Source organism: Vibrio sp. R12-SG2-ISO1 (assembly GCF_059834045.1).
Window position 1 is genome coordinate 18,518 of record NZ_JCBDGO010000016.1, and the last position, 17,747, is coordinate 36,264.

Genomic DNA, 17,747 nt, shown 5'->3' on the forward strand with positions numbered 1-17,747 from the left:
AATGGGGAGCATTTTTGCGCATGAGATTGCGAACAAAATATAGATAATTATTCCACATAATCTACATAGTGTTCATTATTTATTTTGCGCATACTGAGTCCATCCGCTCCTACTTACAAGGGAGCATCTCCAGCGAATACTATGAGGCACAATAATGACCAACGTGACTTATCAACAACTAAAACGCTCATTGAGCGCATCCGAACGCATGCCAGTGATCTTCCTGGGTCATGGCTCACCGATGAATATCATTGAAGACAACCGCTACAGTCGTTCGTGGCTTGAATTGGGCGCCAGTTTACCAACCCCTCAAGCGATCTTGGTGCTGTCTGCTCATTGGATGAGCCAAGGCTCCACGCTAGTCGATGTCTCCGCGCAGCCTCGCACCATTCATGATTTTTACGGCTTTCCCAAGGCCCTGTATGAAGAGCAATATCCGGCCCCCGGGGCACCAAGGCTCGCGCGAGAAGTGGTGCAGTTGCTTGACCACATCAACGCCCATGAAGATGAGACGTGGGGGCTTGATCACGGAGCGTGGGCGCTGCTGAAATTTCTTTACCCAGAGGCCAACGTTCCTGTATTCCAGATGTCGATTGATGTCACGAAACCGCTCGATTGGCATCTCAATCTCGGTAAAACATTGCGTGAACTTCGCCACCGTGGCGTGTTAATTATTGGCTCTGGCAACGTGGTGCACAACCTACGCGATCTTGATTTAGACGGTCATGTTCATGATTGGGCGCTAGAGTTCGATGATAAAGTTGGCCAGGCGCTGCAAACACGACGCTTTTCATCCTTGGCGGATACGCGTGAGCTGGGTTCTCTGCTTTATCAAGCGAATCCAACGCTTGAGCACTATGTGCCTGCGCTAACGGTTGCGGGAGCGTCGGATGAACAAGATCGGCTTTCCTCAATCACAGGTGGCATTGAACTGGGCGCGGTGTCGATGCGTTCATTCCTCTTTTATTGATAAAGCCAATGGGTGCATCCTAATGTGTGAGGTGGTAGTCTCGAAGCTGTTCAATAGCCTAGCGTCATCATGACGGGAAAAGAGACCATTTGATGGGACGAGCATCCACCAATCAGCAAAATCACACATCTTCGGCAACACCAAGTGCCCAATCACGTAAAAGCTTAGCGATTTTATTCGAGTTACTGGCTTTTGTGCGTCCTTATCGCTGGCAGGTCATCGGCGCGTTGATTGCGTTGGTGGCGACTGCCTCGTTGACGCTTTCGGTGGGTCAAGGGGTACGCATGCTTATCGACAATGGCTTTTCGCAGCAGTCATTGGCGGAGCTTGAGCAAGCGATCCTTTATATCGTGGCGGTCACCATCATGATTGCGGTGGGCACCTTCTTTCGCTTTTATCTGGTTTCATCGGTGGGGGAACGCGTCAGTGCAGATATACGCCTTGCGGTGTTTAATCATGTGATTTCTTTGCACCCCAGTTACTTTGAAACCAACAGCAGCGGCGAGATCATGTCTCGACTCACCACCGATACCACCTTATTGCAAAGTATCATTGGATCCTCTTTCTCCATGGCGATGCGCAGCGCACTCATGTGTTTAGGTGCGATAGTGATGCTGTTTGCCACCAATGTGAAATTAACTTTGGTGGTGCTGGCATCCGTGCCGTTTGTGTTGGTCCCGATTCTTTTTTATGGCCGTAAAGTTCGCGCTTTATCACGACGTAGCCAAGACTCGATGGCGGATGTCGGCAGTTACGCCGGCGAAGCGGTCGAACAGATTAAAACGGTGCAAAGTTATTCCCGTGAGGCGTTTGAGCGTGCGGCCTTTGCCACTGAAGTTGAAAAGGCCTACGACGTTGGCCGTCAGCGAGTGAAGCAGCGCGCCATATTGATTTCCGGAGTGATTGTGATCGTCTTTACTGCGATTGCAGGGATGCTTTGGGTCGGCGGAAGAGATGTGATTCATGGCACCATGTCGGCTGGCGATTTGGGCGCGTTCGTGTTCTACGCCATTATGGTCGCCTCCTCGTTAGGCACGTTGTCTGAGGTCATGGGCGAGCTACAACGCGCGGCGGGGGCAACAGAGCGTTTGGTCGACATTCTTCAAGTGCAAAGTGATATTGTGGGGCCGAGTGAGGCCATGAGCGACAGCCCAATCCAAGGAGCGAGCGTGCAACTGGAGCAGGTGACGTTTCACTACCCATCGCGGCCAGATGTGGCGGCAATCGATAACCTCTCACTTAAGGTCGCAGATGGTCAAGTGCTGGCGCTTGTTGGTCCGTCAGGCGCAGGAAAAACCACGCTGTTTGAACTGCTACAACGCTTTTATGACCCGCAATCTGGTCAGGTGCGCATCGCAGGGCGTGATGTGAAGCAGTTTGAACCGAGTCAACTGCGCGAGTATATGGCGCTGGTTCCCCAACAGCCAACCCTGTTTAGCCAAGATGTGATGCACAATATTCGTTATGGTCGCCCAGACGCGAGTGATGAAGAGGTGATGCGGGCGGCGAAAAAAGCCCATGCGCACGAGTTCATTATGGCGCTGCCTGACGGTTACCACAGTTTTCTCGGCGAGCGCGGTGTGCGTTTGTCCGGTGGTCAAAGGCAGCGCATTGCGATTGCGCGAGCGATTCTGAAAGATCCCGCGATATTACTGCTCGATGAGGCCACCAGTGCACTCGACAGTGAAAGTGAACATCACGTTCAGCAGGCGCTTGAGCAACTGATGCAAGGCCGCACGACGTTGATCATTGCGCATCGTCTATCGACCATTCAACACGCGGACAGTATTGCTGTACTCGACGGGGGCCGGTTAGTTGACCAAGGCAGCCATGCGGCGCTGCTCGAGTCATGTGAGCTCTATCAGCGCCTGGTTGAATTACAATTTAGCCACCAAGCAAGCGCGCGCCCATCGCTGGTAGGGTAATCTGCATAGATTCTCCTTCGACGGGGAGGACGTGTTTGTCGAGTAAGTCGGTCAACACAAACACCGGTTTGGTGAGCTTCCACAGTGGAATAGAGACGATTTGGTTTTGGTTGCTGACGTTAAAGGCGGCAACAATCACTTCATCGCTTAGGGTACGCGCAAACACAAAGCTGTTGTCGTCGTGTACCAGAGGGACGTAATCACCGTATTGCAGCGCCGGGTGTTGTTTGCGCATGGCGATCAATGCCTGAAACAGAGCCAGAGTGGGGTTAGCATCCACCTTATCCCACGGCATGCAGCGGCGATTATCGGGGTCATGACTGCCTTCGAGTGCCAATTCACTGCCGTAATAGACGCAAGGTACGCCGACATAGCTAAATAGTAGCGTGGCAGCCAAGGCGTATTTTTCGGGTTCCTCTTTAACTAGCTCAACAAAGCGCGCAGTATCGTGGCTGTCGAGCTGATTCAACTGCGCTAATTGATTGGCCCACGGCAGTTTCGCTCTCGCCTCGGCTTGCCAATCCAAAAACTCGCTGACATTGATGTCGATTGGATCAAACGCGATGTCTAAACCTGTCAGCAGTGCTCTGAGTGGGTGTGCAAACCCATAGTAGTTCATTGCGCCATCTTCTTGATCGCCTTGCAGCCATTGAGTCGCTTCAAAGAAGTGCTCGCCCAGTACGTAGCAATCCGGGTTGACTTGCTTGGCAGCGTCACGAAAAGCTTTGACGTAGTGCGCGTTGTTCTTTGCCCCTTCTCCTTCGCCCAGCATATGAATCACATCAAATCGCCAAGCATCAATGGAGTAGGGTGGCTTTAGCCAATGCTTGATCACCGCATCGTCCCCTTGATAGAGGTATTCTCTTACCTCTGGGTTGTTAAAATTGAGCACAGGCAGGGATTGTATGCCCTTCCAACCGATGTAATCTTGGCCCTCATCTTTAAACAAGTAGTAATCACGGTAAGGTGAGTTCACCGATTGATACGCGCCTAGGGTGTCATGCCAGCCTTGCAAGTTAAACCACGGGTGCTCGGTGGAGGTATGATTGAAGACGGCGTCCAACATGATGCGCATGTTTCGCGAGCGTAATTGCTCACATAATTGAGCAAAATGGGCGTTGCTGCCAAGGTGGGGGTCGACGTTGCGATAATCCGCGGTGTCATACTTATGGTTGCTGGGTGCGGTAAAAATCGGATTGAGGTAGAGCGCCGTCACACCCAGTGATTGTAAGTAATCGAGTTTGCTTTCAACGCCGTAGAGATCGCCGCCATAAAATTCGCAGCCGCCATTGCCATCCAAATCGACGGGTTCACCCCAGCGTTTACAGGTGACTGGTTTAGTACCACGAGACACCAGATACTCGCCCTCTTTCACGCTTAACTCGGGCTTACCGTTGCAAAAGCGATCAGGGAAAATTTGGTAAAACACTTGTTGGCTGACCCACTTAGGTGGCTGATGTTCGCGATTGTACTTAAAGTGCGTCTCTTTACCTGGCATGCGGGTGCTCACTTGCTGGCCATCGAGCCAGTATTGACGCTGGTTGCTCAGCAGCTTGAAGACATAGTGCGTGATGGCACGATCTTGATTGAGTGGGAAACTGGCCGACCAGATATCCAAATAGGGCGTCTCGTCGACGCGGGTCATGGCCACCAAATACTCTTCGTTGTCGGGTTCATGGCGCACGAGAACCTTATCAAAGTGAATGCCTTTTTCCGTCGCTAAACGCACGGTGAGGATAGGTTTGGTCTCATCTAGCGTGACCCAATCGTGAGATTGGCCATGAAAAAGATATGGTAGCGTCATAGTGTTTCCCCGAGTTCCAGGTAAAAGGCGCACAGTGGCGTAAAATTCAGGGTGGCTCGGCCAATCCCATTTTTGACCTGCAGTTGGTGTGTGTCGCCGCTCAGGCAGTTGGTCAAGGCGTAGGTCCCCTCAGTGAGTTGCCATTGGGCGATGAGCGCTTCGTTTAACGTTAACGTCACCTCATGAGACTGCGTTTGGCTAAAATTGGTGGCGATGATCAAGGTTTGCGTCGAGCAAGAGCGCGCGAAGGCGTACAGGTAATCTGCGCCATCACCAAAGGCTTGGTGGTTGTCGGCATAGAGATCATGGTAGTCGCCACACAGCGCAGGGCTGTTTAACGTTAAGTTAAGCAGCCTTTGGTAGAAGTGACGCAGTGTGCGTTCTTGCTCGGTGAGTTGGCCGCCATCAAACTGGCCGTTATTCATCCAGCGTTGGTGATGAGGGACACCAACGTAGTCAAAAATAGAGGTTCGAGACGGCTGGCCATAGCCGGCCATTTCAGCGCCGGGTTCTGCAACTTCTTGGCCGAAATAGATCATGGTCGGCGCGCTCGATAGGCACGCCGAGACTAACATGGCCGGTATGGCGTTTTCACCCGAAGCGCAACACGCGGGTGAAGCGAGACGTTGCTCGTCATGGTTCTCCATAAATTTGAGCATATGATGCTCAATATCGCGCAGTTGGTATTCAATGCGGCCTATCTCGCTGGTGGAAGCGCAGCCTTTGGTGACCTTAACCAGGTGGTCATACAGATCCACCTTGTCGTAGAGGTAGTCCATCTTGCCCAGTTGGATGTAATCACGATAACGGTCGGGTTGATACACCTCGGCAATCACGATCGCATCGGCGTTGGTGTGCTTAATGTGTGCGTTGAGGTAGCTCCAAAACTCGACCGGCACCATCTCGGCCATATCAAATCGAAACCCATCGACGCCTTTGTCTAGCCAGTAAAGCGCGATATCACGAAATTTCGTCCAAGAGTCCGGCACATTTTGCGATTGCCAAAAATGCAGGTGTTCGCCGCAATCTAAATGGCGATAGTGCGGAGGCAGAGAGGCAAAATCGTGGCTACCGTTGGGCCTTACCCCATAATTGATTTTTACCGTTTCATACCAGTCGTCGGCGTTGGGCTGAGCCAAGCGTGAACCGTTGCCGGTCCATTTGGCTGGGTACTCAACGTACGCTTCTTCTAATGCGGGGTGAGATTCTCCCCCGAGCGGGGGATTCGTCGCCAATTCGTCAGGCACTGAGAAGTGTTCGCCGGGCAAGTAATAGAAATTATTGTCACGATGATAGATTACTGAGGTGTCATCGTCGGCGCCAAAGTCGCGCACGCCAGGCGGGTTATTTTGTCCTCGGTAGACCCGCGCGACATGGTTCGGTACGATGTCGATGATCACTTTAAGTCCCGCTTGATGAGTGCGTGCAATCAGCGCATCAAACTCTTGATTCCTGTGTTCTGGATTGTCGGCAAGGTCGGGATTGACGCTGTAATAGTCCTTGACGGCATAGGGTGACCCTGCTCTGCCTTTAACGATACTGGGATGATCACTGCGTATTCCACATTGCGAATCGTCGGTGACCCGCGCATGGTGCGGCACGCCGGTGTACCAAATATGGGAGATGCCGAGATCTCGAATCGCCTCAAGGGCGCGAGGCGTAAAATCGCTGAATTTTCCAACACCATTTTGCTCGCGAGTTCCCCAAGGGACGTTGGCGGTAGAGGTGTTGCCAAAAAGGCGAGTAAAGACTTGGTACAGGGTGATTTTGTGCATGCTTCGCCACTCGCTCGAGTATTGATCGGATGAGAGCAAAGTGTAGTTCACCCTGATCTTGGCCTCCTCATCCTCGGTAGAACGATTAGGGGCGTAGAGGGCGTTTTTGTGAGCACGCTAGACATTCCTCTGACGAAGGAGGGATAAGCGACTTTCGAATCATTGACCGCCGTCGTCACGGTTGACTCTGCGGATTAGGATGAAAATTACTTTGTTTTCTAATTAAAATATGCATTTTTTGATCCGATAATGGTCATGAAAATGTGACGATTGCTCAATTTTTCGGTAAATGTTATGATTCTCACCGGTTGATTATAATTAGTGTTCAAATTATCAGGAGGCGACTTAGCGCCAGTCTTAACAAAATTAAGGTAGGCACTACGTTAGCAAAAGACCTATTTATGGATAGTGAATTTAAAAAATACAGTATCGACACGACGGATTATCAAGTCGGTCAAGACAACGTTCAAAAGTGGGGATTTGATATCCACAATCCCGTTTTTGGTATCAGCGCAGGACTCGTCATCCTCTGCTTGGTCTCTTTACTAGTGGTTGAACCGGCAACAGCGCGCGACGCGCTCAACGGCTTACGCAACGGTATCATTGCCGATTTTGATGTCTTTTTCATGTGGGCGACAAACTTCTTTGTCGTGTTTGCGATAGCGCTCCTTTTCTCGCCCCTAGGTAAAATTCGCATCGGTGGTATCGATGCGAAGAAAGAGTATTCCACTGTCTCTTGGCTTTCTATGCTGTTTGCCGCGGGCATGGGTATCGGCCTACTTTTTTGGAGTGTAGCTGAGCCGACGGCCTACTTCACCGATTGGTGGGGCATGCCGTTAAACGCTGAACCGTATTCCGATCAGGCGAAGTCCCTGGCGATGGGGGCGACGCTGTTCCACTGGGGTATTCATGGCTGGGCGATTTATGCGATCGTCGCGCTTTCTCTGGCGTTTTTTGCCTATAACAAGGGGCTACCTTTGTCGCTGCGCGCCGCGTTTTATCCCATTTTTGGTGACAGAGCGTGGGGTTGGTTAGGTCACGTGGTCGATATTCTTGCGGTGTTGTCGACGCTGTTTGGCTTGGCAACGTCTCTGGGTCTAGGGGCACAGCAGGCGACCAGTGGTATTAACCATGTGTTTGGTCTTGATGGCGGCACCGGCATGCAGATGGTGGTCATCGCTTTCGTTACCTTCATTGCGGTCATTTCAGTGATTCGTGGTATTGATGGCGGCGTGAAAGTGTTGTCAAACGTCAACATGATTGTCGCGTTTGCACTGTTGGTGTTTGTGTTATTCGTCAGTTTTGATGTCGCTACCACTTCAATTTGGGACTCCACGGTTGCCTACCTACAAAACATCTTGCCGCTGAGTAACCCTCATGGCCGTGAAGACATCGACTGGATGCATGGTTGGACAGTCTTCTACTGGGCATGGTGGGTATCTTGGTCACCGTTTGTGGGTATGTTTATCGCTCGAGTCTCCAAAGGTCGTACCGTTCGTGAATTTATTTTTGCCGTGATCGTGATTCCAACCGTGGTGACGCTGATCTGGATGGCGGTGTTCGGTGGTATTGCACTGGATCAAGTGGTCAATAAAGTCGGAGAGCTGGGCACCAATGGCTTAACGGATATTTCACTGACGCTGTTCCATGTCTATGAACAGTTGCCTTACAGCTCCATTATTTCTGTACTTTCTATTGCCTTAATTTTGGTGTTCTTTGTGACGTCGTCGGACTCGGGTTCATTGGTGATCGACAGCATTACGGCGGGGGGTAAAATTGATGCACCTGTCCCGCAGCGTATTTTCTGGGCGTGTATTGAGGGTTCGATCGCGGCGGTGATGCTTTGGGTCGGGGGCAAAGAGGCCCTGCAAGCCTTGCAGTCGGGCGTGGTTGCGACCGGCCTGCCTTTCACGCTGGTGCTGCTGGTGATGTGTGTCAGCTTATTGAAAGGCTTGAAGTCTGAGCTGCCCGCTTATCAGTAAGTGATTAAGTGGTAATGAAAGAATGAAAATGAGCACAGCGATGTGCTCATTTTTTTTTGCTGTGATGCTCACAAATCGAAATTAAGGTGCAGGCCTTGCCTGGCATCGCGTCTACGCTTAAGTAAGAAGACACAACAGCAACGTCAAAAAGGAGACAATGATGGCTACGTTTAAGCAGGACATCCCGCACCGCGTGACGGTTTATCATGATGACCTTGAGCAAGAGAAAGCGCTAAAAGAGGCAATGAAGCCAGAAAAGCCACGTTACTTTAACGGCAGTCCTACTTATCAAGCAGACAGCATCGAAGAATTCAAAAGTAAAATCAGTCAGGTGGGGTTGTCGTTAGACAAATAATCACTTACATCGACTAAAGAGGCAGCCTGTTGGCTGCCTCTTCTTTTATCTGTGTTCCATTGTCTGTGGGATGACGCTTTTCGGTTACTGATTCAGGCCCAGCACGTACTCAAGTCCACCGACAATCGCCGCGACTTGAGCCGCATTGCACTCCTCGTCGGTGACGTGTTGGCTGTCTGGATACACTTCAGTGGTGGTGCCATACAGGCAGGTACTGACACCACCACATAGGCCGAGTTGTTTCATTGGATAGAGAATGACGCCGTGGCTTACGACAGGAGATCCAATGATTTCGCCTTTTTCGTCCGCTGGGGCGATGTGCGTGACTTTGCTCACCGCGTTAATCACCGCGGCTTGAAAGTCTAATTGCGGATTGTCGCTATCTCCAACAGTGTAAAATCCGTCGGGAATCATGCCTTCTATGTACTCAAGGCCATCACGAGCGGCCAGTGCCGGGCGAAACTCACTTTCATCGGTATCGGTGGTTTCATGTAGGTCGATGTGCACCAAAATCTCTTCGTTGATGCTTTCAACTAGCCTCATCAATTGCGCGGATTCTTTGGCAGGGGAGTTGGCGTAAAAAGAGCGATTGGGGTCAATGGCATTGGGGTTCCAGCGATTGATGGTTTCATAGCCCCAAGGGCTGACACACGGCGCGACGATTACATTGAAATATTGGCTGTAATGGACCATTTTTTCTGCGGCAAACGCCAGCGCACCGTGGACACCACTGGTCTCATAACCGTGCACGCCGCCAGTGATCAACACCACTTTTTTACTTGCGTCCCATTGGCGGCTTCTGATGCAGTAAAGTGCATAATGCTGCTCCTCGTAGTCAAGTGAGCCGTATTGTTCAACGTCGAATTGACCACGAAGTGCTTCAATCTTACTCAGGACTTGCTGCTGATAATCACGCTGTTTTGTCACGCTCGCTCGCCAAGCCGCTCGCTCTGTGTCCGTCCATTTCTGCCCGCGTGTTCCGATAGGGTAAGCGTGTGTTTGATTCATTGGTGACCCCTTGTCATTGGTGATGGGCACACAGCATAGTGATAGCTTGCGCAAGAGGCAATCATTGATGGGCGGTTGCTGGAATTTAGATTGGTGTTGCATTGAGCGGGTGTTACATTGGGAACTTGCTATCCACAAGGTGAATAAAATTATGGCTGGAGCCAGCTTACTAACCCTGCTCGATGATATCGCATCGGTATTAGATGATGTCGCCGTGATGTCGAAAATGGCAGCGAAAAAGACCGCAGGCGTGCTCGGCGATGATTTGGCGTTAAATGCACAGCAAGTGTCAGGCGTCGTGGCTGAGCGTGAACTGCCGGTAGTGTGGCAAGTGGCGAAAGGGTCATTGCGCAATAAATGCATATTGGTCCCGGCGGCGTTAATGATGAGTACATTAGCGCCTTGGCTGATTATGCCTTTGCTCCTGTTAGGTGGTTTATTCCTTTGTTATGAAGGCGCAGAGAAAGTATTGGAAAAGTGGGTGCATTCGCCTGAGAAGCACACTGATGCGACGGAAGCGTTAGACGGTCAGTCAATCGATGAGTATGAAAAGATAAAGATTCGCGGTGCTATTCGTACAGACTTTATTCTTTCAGCAGAGATCATTGTGATTGCACTGGGCACGGTGCAAGGTCAACCCATGATGACACAAATCTTAGTGGTAAGCTTGATTGCGCTCGTGATGACGATCGGTGTTTACGGTCTGGTGGCGGGCATTGTGAAACTCGATGATCTCGGTTTCTATCTTGATAGGCGCAGCCAAGGTCGAGGCATGACGGCGTCGGTGGGTCGCGCTTTAATCCGCTTTGCGCCCAAGTTAATGAAGATTCTTACCGTAGTCGGCACCGCAGCGATGTTTCTAGTTGGTGGTGGCATTGTGGTCCACAACGTCGCCTGGATTCATCACTGGGTTGAGCCCATCATCCTTGATCTTGCTAATGTAACGCTGGCCGCTGCCATCGTCCCAACACTACTGAATGGTGTGGTCGGTATGCTTGCAGGTTTACTGGTTGCGGTGGTGGTGTCGTTGGCGCAGCGCCTACGACTCGTCTTATAGACGCGAAGTTCAGCTCGTAAACGCGCATTGCCGATAATGCTCCATGGACACACCACATCGGAAACCATATCAATTCGAACTATACTCATGGTATATCTGCACCCTTATCCGTCGCTTCTCACTACGATGTGGCTTAGCCAATGAATCAATCAGGCTGACGATTATTGAGCAAGCTTATGTGAGTTGACGCCCATTTACCATCGAACAACACCTCTCTACGCCTCGCACCTACTACGGCAAGAAGCGGATAAAGGGGGAATCGCAAGCGGATCTCGCTTTGGTAAAATGGCAGACAATCGGGCTACCGACGTAGCCGTTTGACAAAAAGGTAAAGGAAATCGTGATGTTAATCTCGAATGCAACCGACGTCATTTTGCATGCTTTCGATTGGCCTTATGAGATGGTCAAAGCGAGAGCAACAGATATTGCTAACGCGGGCTATAAATCCGTGTTGGTGTCGCCACCGATGAAATCGCTCAAGCGCGAACAAGGCACACAGTGGTGGCAGCGCTATCAACCGCAAGATTATCGAGTGATAGACAATCAATTGGGTAATACCGAGCAATTTACTGCGATGATTGCCACGCTGAAAGCGCACAAGGTTGAGATCTACGCCGACGTAGTGTTTAACCATATGGCGAATGAATCATCGCTACGTGATGATTTAGACTACCCCAGTGCTGCGGACATAGCGACCTACCAGAAGGACAAGGCGTATTACGAGCGTCAACGTTTGTTTGGCGATTTGAGTGAGCCACTGTTCGATCACGATGACTTTGTCGAAGCGTTCGGCATCTCGGATTGGCAGGACAAATGGCAAGTGCAAAATGGCCGAATTACTGGCGGGCCAAGCGACCCGGGGCTGCCTACTCTGCGTGATAACGCGCATGTGGTGAGCATGCAGCAGCAATACCTCAAAGCCCTAAAGGCACTTGGGGTCAAAGGGTTTCGCATTGATGCCGCAAAACACATGACGCTGGAGCATCTGCAAAAAGTGTGGACAGATGAGATTTGTCACGACGTGCATATTTTTGGTGAGATCATCACCAGTGGCGGTGCGACCAAGCCAGAGTATGATCTCTTCTTAGAGCCCTTTCTTGCTCAAACTGATCTTGGCGCCTACGACTTTCCCCTGTTTCAAACACTGTTTGACGCGCTACAACCGAAAGGAAGCTTGAAAAGCTTGGTGGATCCTTATTGCTTTGGCCAAGCCCTATCGGAAAGTCGAGCGATCACGTTCGCCATTACCCACGACATTCCCAATAACGATGTCTTTGCCAATTTGGTGATGGATGAGACGTTGGAGTGGTTGGCTTACTGCTACATTTTGGGCCGAGATGGCGGTGTACCGCTGATCTATACCGATCTCGATACCAGTGGCATTCAAGACAGTACGGGTCAGCCTCGCTGGCAATCCGCTTGGAAGGATAAAAAAATGTGCGCCGCCATTGCCTTTCACAATCAAATGCATGGTAAACCGATGCGCATCATTGAAGCCGGTGACGACCTCTTGGTGTTTGCTCGCGGCAATGATGGTCTTGTGGTGATCAACAAATCGACACGCAGTCAAACCATAGAGCGAAAAGAGGGGACGGCGATGACGGATGTGCTGACAGGAAAGAGAGTATTTGGCACTGAAAATGCGCTGACTGTGGCCCCTAAAAGCGCCATGATGTTGGTACGCAAATCCAATGAAGCTCTTTAGGCACGTTGACGCTCCGTAGGTCCAACGATGTTTAGTGGGAGAGTTTGAAATGGACGGGTTGGCTAGGCGTGCATCACCTAGCCAACCAGTGCTTGTTCCAGATTGTCGAACAGGGCGTCGTTACCATCAAACCATCGTTTGATTACTTGGCTGCGCGCTTGACCTGACAGCATCTGCTTACGCGCTTCACGTACTCTGAGTAAAAGTTGCACTTCACTTGGCAACGGGCTTTGCGCTCGCAGGGTGTTGTCGCTTAACCATTGATTGAGCTGTTTAGTGAATGTGGATTCGCTCAGCTTAGGCGTAATCGAGGGTAACTCATCACGCACGACCGTCAGTAGCGGAAGCTGTTTTTGTCTGTCAGCAACCGTGCTTAAACGATCAAGCAGCGCGGTTAGTAGAGGGGTAGGCTGGATGTAGCCCGCTTGTCTTACGAGTGGCAGTTGGGTACGTACCGATACCTCGATGCGATCCAGTTGAGTGTTCGGCGTATAGGTGACGGCCGCTAGGGTATCAAATGGCAGCCAAAAGGTATCGCCTGGCTCGATGACGTACTCTTTTTTGCCCAAACGGATAAAGACGAATCCTTGAGTGACGCGCAGCAAACCGTGCTTGATGGTGTGACGACGTGGTGTTGTCGTCAGATACTCGTGGGATTGCGCTTGATAGGAAATGGCGTAATGCATGGAAAAACTCACTCTTTATGGGGCGACAAGAGTACCGTTTTCTCATTGAAATGCCAATCTTGCCGCTGACCTACACAATCAAATCACGCTTTTCGGCCTCAAGTGGTGACGGTTTGCGCAAAAATGGGCTGACGTTCTGGTCTGACCTTACTAATTGTGCGACAACGATAGCTGCTAAGCGCACAAACTCCGCGTAGAATAAGCCAGCTTTAAATTTGATGTAGTAGACCATGACCACAACCACAGACCCATTTGTAGACATCCGCCCTTACAACGACGACGAAATTCCTGCTGCGATTGAACGCTTAATTAATGATGAAGAGTTTATCAGCGCCATCATAAAACATCGCTTCTCACACCGTGGACGCTGGTTTGCTGCGCTGATGTCGCCATTGGTGAAAATCGCGCTAAAAATGAAATGGTCCAAGCTCAACTCTGTTGAAGCCATTCAGTTGGAAGTGAAATCCTACCTTGAGCGTACGCTTAACACGACAACAGACGGCGTCACCTACAGCGGCTTAGACCAGCTAGATCCTAATCAAGCCTATTTGTTTGTCTCTAACCACCGTGACATTGCCATGGACCCGGCGTTGGTTAACTATGGTTTGCACGTGAATAACCACAAAACTGTGCGCATTGCGATTGGCGACAATTTGTTGAAAAAACCGTGTGCAACGGAGCTGATGAAGCTCAATAAGAGCTTTATTGTTAAACGTTCAGCCAAAGGTCCGCGTGAGATGATGAAAGCGTTGGGAACCTTGTCTGCGTACATTAAACACTCTCTCGACACTGGTCACTCGATTTGGATTGCACAAAAAGAGGGCCGAGCGAAAGATGGGAATGATTTTACTGATCCTGCGATTTTAAAGATGTTTCATGTTGAAGGACGTAAACAGAAAATCGATTTTGCGGACTACATCCGCTCACTCAATATTGTCCCGGTCTCGATCTCTTACGAATATGATCCCTGTGATAGTGCTAAGGCTCTGGAACTGCATCAAAAAGAGACTCAAGGTGTTTATCAAAAAGGTGAGTTTGAAGATATCGAAAGTATCATTCAGGGTATTGTGGGTTACAAAGGCCGCGTCCATGTGGCATTTGGCGACGTGATTCAATCGGGCTGTGATAGTCCTGATGAGTTGGCGAGTACTATCGATGAGCAAATTCACCGTCACTACAAGTTATTCCCAATTAACTTGCTGGCCTCTGGCGATGAAAGTGTCGAAGAAGGGGTTAAGCAGCGCTTAGCCGACAAATTGCAAGCGTTACCAGAGGGCGCGCAGCGCCACCTGATCGCTAGCTATGCCAATCCGGTGAAAAACCAGTAAGCGGTATTCGCGGTTCAATTAATAGGGGCACAGTAGTTTGAATACTGTGCCCTTTTTTCGGTCGGTTAGTGCTCACTCTAGGGAGCGACCGCACCGCCGAGGGTCAGATTGGTCGGCCAACGGCTAATGCGATTTCCACCAAGGAAGATGTTGCCATTGACCGTCATGGTGTCTGGGAATGTGGTGATGGCGGAGCCGCCAATATAGAGGTTCCCATCAACTGTCAGTCCTTCCGGCAGCTCGGTCAGTGGTGTGCGTATCACACTCAAATCGCCTTTAACACGAAATCTAGGTGGCAAGCTCGCTAGAGGCGTGTCAGTAAAATTGAGAAATCCACCCACCTGAATGCCGGGAGGCCAACGAGTCACTTGTGACCCGAGGAGGTTGGCATAGCCACGTATTTTGACCCCTGGGGCGATTTTTTTCAGCCCGCTGTTTGAGGCATCCAAACTGCCTTCAATCTCTATCCCTTTCGGGATTTGTGTCATTTGAGTTTTGGCAATATTGAGATTGCCCTTGATCACAAGGCCATCAGGCAAAGAGGTGTAGGGCTTGTTGCGCAGATCCAAGTTTCCGTAATTATCAAGATGATTCAAAATACGGTAGGTGTCGAGTGGCTCCCCGACAGCGACACAGGAGGCGGCACTGAGCCAAAGCGCAACAAATTTAACGAGATACTTCATGTACACTCACGATGAACAGACGTGTGTTTAGTATCAGAGAGAGCGGGCTTAGGGTCAATTTTAAGCCAATAAAAAACGGGGATGGACCCCGCTTTTAACACATCAACACACTCTATACGTGTGATTAGCGCGCGAGTGAACGTGTTTTGAGTTCAAAAATCAGTTTTTCAGCGCTCACTTCAAATTTGAAGTGTGCGGTCAGCTCTTTTGCGTCATCGGCGATAGGAGATACTTGATACTCGACGTTCTCAGACACTTGTTTCGCCAGTTCAAGATATTTGGCCAACTCAGCTTCAAGCAACGTTTTGTTCTCAGCGAAGATGGTCACTTGTGCAACATCGTCACCTTCTTTGATGATGAAGCCCATTTCGCCTGCACAGCCACACGCTTCGCATACTTGTTCTTGTTGAGTGCTCATAGTCACTATCCTCTTACAAAGTTTGTGGTCATTTTATCGGTTTATTTGAAGTGAATCCACACAAAACCCATGATGCAGCATGTCATACCATTTACTGTGCTACGCTGTAAGATGTCAGTGGGGCGCTTGATTGATTGTGAATGAATCCTATTATCAGTGTGATCTTTGTCAATTAATTGAGAAAATCAATGATAATTACTCACGCCGAATGTGCGCTCTCGGTTGTCAGTCGGGGGGATTTATAAGATTATCGGCGGTCTTATTATATACAGAAGTAATGATGTCTTTGCATTTCATAAAAATGCCCTATGGCCTTTTGTGAAAACTTAGCTTACGCCAGATCGTTAGATTTTGCGTTGCTCTGCATTAGCCACGACACGAAATGCGCTCGCGCGCTTTTCATTGCCAGGGTGTTATGCACCGTAAAGCTAACTCGTAGAGGTGTCATGTTTGATTCACTTTGATTTAGATGGATATACAAAGAGAAGAGCCTAAACATGCCTAAGCGTAGTAAAGAAGATACTGAAATCACCATTCAGAAAATAATGGATGCCGTCGTAGACCAACTGTTACGCCTCGGATATGACAAAATGTCATACACCACATTGAGCCAACAAACCGGCGTGTCGCGAACTGGGATCAGTCATCACTTCCCGAAAAAAACCGATTTTACCGCCGCTTTGGATGGCCGTATTTTCAAAATGTTTGTTGAACACTTGGATTTTGATCACTCATTAAATGAGTTTTCGGCCAGCTGGTTAACGGCGCTAGAAAATCCAGAATTTAAAGCGATTTTACGCCTGCTATTCCACCATGTGGTGACGTCGCACAACGCCCCTGAATTTGCGTCAAATGGAATTGAGCGTCTATACAAAACCGTAGAAACTCAGTTTGGTGATGAGAGTGCGAAAGAGCTCGAGTGGTTGATGGGTAAATCCCTTGTCAGCATGACCGCTTAATCATCAAATCGGAAAATATCTTAAACCGCGCCCTGTGAAGACAGAGCGCGGTTTTTCTTTTTTAGTATGTTAAACGCGAAGTGACGCTCGTGTAGAATCGTTTCTACGACTATTATTGTTGCGACTTAGAAACGGTAGTGTCCGATTAGTTTGATAGCTGCGATTCATCGATTGACAAGCACTCCTCTGATGAGACATAGGAATTCTCTCTATATTAGTGTTTCATAATGCTCGCTTTGCTAACTATCTGTTACACTGAAAGTATTAAACCAATAACTAGCAGTAGGTGCATGAATGTCTTTACCTGTTCTTATTTGTGATGATTCTGCTTTAGCCCGCAAACAAATGGCGCGTTCACTACCTGCTTCGCTGAATGCCGACATCAGTTTTGCGGTTCATGGCCTTGATGCATTAAAACAGCTTGAAGAGAACTCATTCAAACTGATGTTCCTCGATTTGACCATGCCTGAGCTGGACGGGTTTGGCACCTTAGATGAGATCCAGAAACGCAACATAGACATCCCGGTTGTGGTTGTGTCAGGGGACATTCAGCCCAAAGCGAAAGAGCGTGTGATGTCTTTGGGGGCGAAAGCTTTCATCCAAAAACCCATCAATCAAGACGCGTTGAAAGCGGTTCTACGAGATCTGGTAGAACCTCAGGCCAAGCCACAAATCGTGATCCCCGTGTCTCTGGAACTACCGGTTCTTCGCCGCCGTGACATCTACATGGAAGTGGCGAACGTGTCGATTGGTCGCGCCGCAGATGCGCTTGCGCGCCACTTTGATGTGTTTGTCCATTTGCCGCTGCCGAACGTCAATATTTTTGAAGTGAGCGAGCTGCACATGGCGCTCAGAGACTTGGCGGAAAATGATCAAGTCTCTGGCGTGTGTCAAGGGTTCAGTGGTGAGGGGATTGCGGGAGAAGCGCTGGTCTTGCTCAGTGACTCCAGTGTCTCCGATTTGAAAAAACTGATGAAAGTGCCTGCGGACAGTGAGGAGTTGGAGGAACTCGAACTCCTAATGGACGTCTCTAACATCCTCGTTGGGTCGTTTTTAAATGGTTTAGGCCAACAAGCTGAAGTCCGCTTTTTC

15 protein-coding genes are annotated in these 17,747 nt (G+C 49.8%); 9 read left to right on the top strand and 6 right to left on the bottom strand.

What is annotated here, in order from left to right; translation table 11 throughout:
• Positions 1–154: 154 nt before the first annotated feature.
• Complete coding sequence (gene ygiD / locus AC6R10_RS11920; RefSeq protein WP_500672340.1) at positions 155–970, top strand: 4,5-DOPA-extradiol-dioxygenase; 816 nt, start codon at positions 155–157, stop codon at positions 968–970.
• 92 nt (positions 971–1,062) lie between these two features.
• A complete protein-coding gene (locus AC6R10_RS11925; RefSeq protein ID WP_500672341.1) occupies positions 1,063–2,895 on the top strand; it encodes an ABC transporter ATP-binding protein/permease in 1,833 nt (610 codons plus the stop codon).
• On the opposite strand, the gene malZ is transcribed toward AC6R10_RS11925, so the two are convergent.
• Entirely contained in the window at positions 2,855–4,699 is a 1,845-nt protein-coding gene (gene malZ, locus AC6R10_RS11930) for a maltodextrin glucosidase (RefSeq protein ID WP_500672342.1), read from the bottom strand. The two genes, AC6R10_RS11925 and malZ, sit on opposite strands and share 41 nt — an antisense overlap.
• A complete protein-coding gene (locus AC6R10_RS11935; protein WP_500672343.1) occupies positions 4,696–6,474 on the bottom strand; it encodes an alpha-amylase family protein in 1,779 nt (592 codons plus the stop codon). Before AC6R10_RS11935 ends, malZ begins: the two co-directional genes overlap by 4 nt.
• A gap of 401 nt (positions 6,475–6,875) precedes the next feature.
• On the opposite strand from AC6R10_RS11935, the gene AC6R10_RS11940 reads away from it, so the two are divergent.
• Positions 6,876–8,456 carry a BCCT family transporter gene (locus AC6R10_RS11940; protein ID WP_500672344.1) on the top strand — a complete coding sequence of 527 codons (1,581 nt, stop codon included), beginning with the start codon at positions 6,876–6,878 and terminating at the stop codon, positions 8,454–8,456.
• A 160-nt stretch (positions 8,457–8,616) separates the two neighbouring features.
• A complete protein-coding gene (locus tag AC6R10_RS11945) occupies positions 8,617–8,811 on the top strand; it encodes a hypothetical protein (protein ID WP_334551586.1) in 195 nt (64 codons plus the stop codon).
• An 84-nt stretch (positions 8,812–8,895) separates the two neighbouring features.
• Here AC6R10_RS11945 and AC6R10_RS11950 read toward each other — a convergent pair whose 3' ends face one another.
• The gene (locus AC6R10_RS11950; protein ID WP_500672345.1) at positions 8,896–9,819 is read right to left on the bottom strand and encodes a M14 family metallopeptidase; all 924 of its coding nucleotides are present in this window, start codon (positions 9,817–9,819) and stop codon (positions 8,896–8,898) included.
• A 151-nt stretch (positions 9,820–9,970) separates the two neighbouring features.
• Between AC6R10_RS11950 and AC6R10_RS11955 the strand changes: the two genes are divergently transcribed.
• Together AC6R10_RS11955 and AC6R10_RS11960 are read left to right on the top strand one after the other, a co-directional pair.
• Positions 9,971–10,876, top strand: coding sequence for a DUF808 domain-containing protein (locus AC6R10_RS11955; RefSeq protein WP_500672346.1), 906 nt, complete (start codon positions 9,971–9,973; stop codon positions 10,874–10,876).
• Between the two features lie 343 nt (positions 10,877–11,219).
• Positions 11,220–12,581 (top strand): alpha-amylase family glycosyl hydrolase, encoded by a 1,362-nt coding sequence (locus AC6R10_RS11960; protein WP_500672347.1) that lies wholly within the window; start codon positions 11,220–11,222, stop codon positions 12,579–12,581.
• A gap of 77 nt (positions 12,582–12,658) precedes the next feature.
• Here AC6R10_RS11960 and AC6R10_RS11965 read toward each other — a convergent pair whose 3' ends face one another.
• On the bottom strand, positions 12,659–13,267 hold the full coding sequence (locus AC6R10_RS11965; protein WP_500672348.1) for an AraC family transcriptional regulator: 609 nt from the start codon (positions 13,265–13,267) through the stop codon (positions 12,659–12,661).
• A 230-nt stretch (positions 13,268–13,497) separates the two neighbouring features.
• On the opposite strand from AC6R10_RS11965, the gene AC6R10_RS11970 reads away from it, so the two are divergent.
• A complete protein-coding gene (locus AC6R10_RS11970) occupies positions 13,498–14,595 on the top strand; it encodes a 1-acyl-sn-glycerol-3-phosphate acyltransferase (RefSeq protein ID WP_500672349.1) in 1,098 nt (365 codons plus the stop codon).
• Between the two features lie 77 nt (positions 14,596–14,672).
• On the opposite strand, the gene AC6R10_RS11975 is transcribed toward AC6R10_RS11970, so the two are convergent.
• Positions 14,673–15,278 (bottom strand): hypothetical protein, encoded by a 606-nt coding sequence (locus AC6R10_RS11975; protein ID WP_500672350.1) that lies wholly within the window; start codon positions 15,276–15,278, stop codon positions 14,673–14,675.
• Between the two features lie 124 nt (positions 15,279–15,402).
• Positions 15,403–15,696, bottom strand: coding sequence for a YfcZ/YiiS family protein (locus AC6R10_RS11980; RefSeq protein ID WP_500672351.1), 294 nt, complete (start codon positions 15,694–15,696; stop codon positions 15,403–15,405).
• 497 nt (positions 15,697–16,193) lie between these two features.
• On the opposite strand from AC6R10_RS11980, the gene AC6R10_RS11985 reads away from it, so the two are divergent.
• Both AC6R10_RS11985 and AC6R10_RS11990 read left to right on the top strand, forming a co-directional pair.
• On the top strand, positions 16,194–16,655 hold the full coding sequence (locus AC6R10_RS11985; RefSeq protein ID WP_334551601.1) for a TetR/AcrR family transcriptional regulator: 462 nt from the start codon (positions 16,194–16,196) through the stop codon (positions 16,653–16,655).
• Between the two features lie 294 nt (positions 16,656–16,949).
• The coding region (locus tag AC6R10_RS11990; protein WP_500672352.1) for a response regulator at positions 16,950–17,747 on the top strand (798 nt) is incomplete at its 3' end.

Excerpts from the sequence above, each read along its gene's own strand:
- AC6R10_RS11960 (WP_500672347.1), top strand. The coding sequence starts at position 11,220 with ATGTTAATCTCGAATGCAACCGACGTCATTTTGCATGCTTTCGATTGG.
- malZ (WP_500672342.1), bottom strand. The coding sequence starts at position 4,699 with ATGACGCTACCATATCTTTTTCATGGCCAATCTCACGATTGGGTCACG.
- AC6R10_RS11925 (WP_500672341.1), top strand. The coding sequence starts at position 1,063 with ATGGGACGAGCATCCACCAATCAGCAAAATCACACATCTTCGGCAACA.
- AC6R10_RS11975 (WP_500672350.1), bottom strand. The coding sequence starts at position 15,278 with ATGAAGTATCTCGTTAAATTTGTTGCGCTTTGGCTCAGTGCCGCCTCC.
- AC6R10_RS11950 (WP_500672345.1), bottom strand. The coding sequence starts at position 9,819 with ATGAATCAAACACACGCTTACCCTATCGGAACACGCGGGCAGAAATGG.
- AC6R10_RS11945 (WP_334551586.1), top strand. The coding sequence starts at position 8,617 with ATGGCTACGTTTAAGCAGGACATCCCGCACCGCGTGACGGTTTATCAT.
- AC6R10_RS11935 (WP_500672343.1), bottom strand. The coding sequence starts at position 6,474 with ATGCACAAAATCACCCTGTACCAAGTCTTTACTCGCCTTTTTGGCAAC.
- AC6R10_RS11980 (WP_500672351.1), bottom strand. The coding sequence starts at position 15,696 with ATGAGCACTCAACAAGAACAAGTATGCGAAGCGTGTGGCTGTGCAGGC.
- AC6R10_RS11940 (WP_500672344.1), top strand. The coding sequence starts at position 6,876 with ATGGATAGTGAATTTAAAAAATACAGTATCGACACGACGGATTATCAA.
- AC6R10_RS11970 (WP_500672349.1), top strand. The coding sequence starts at position 13,498 with ATGACCACAACCACAGACCCATTTGTAGACATCCGCCCTTACAACGAC.
- ygiD (WP_500672340.1), top strand. The coding sequence starts at position 155 with ATGACCAACGTGACTTATCAACAACTAAAACGCTCATTGAGCGCATCC.
- AC6R10_RS11955 (WP_500672346.1), top strand. The coding sequence starts at position 9,971 with ATGGCTGGAGCCAGCTTACTAACCCTGCTCGATGATATCGCATCGGTA.
- AC6R10_RS11965 (WP_500672348.1), bottom strand. The coding sequence starts at position 13,267 with ATGCATTACGCCATTTCCTATCAAGCGCAATCCCACGAGTATCTGACG.
- AC6R10_RS11985 (WP_334551601.1), top strand. The coding sequence starts at position 16,194 with ATGCCTAAGCGTAGTAAAGAAGATACTGAAATCACCATTCAGAAAATA.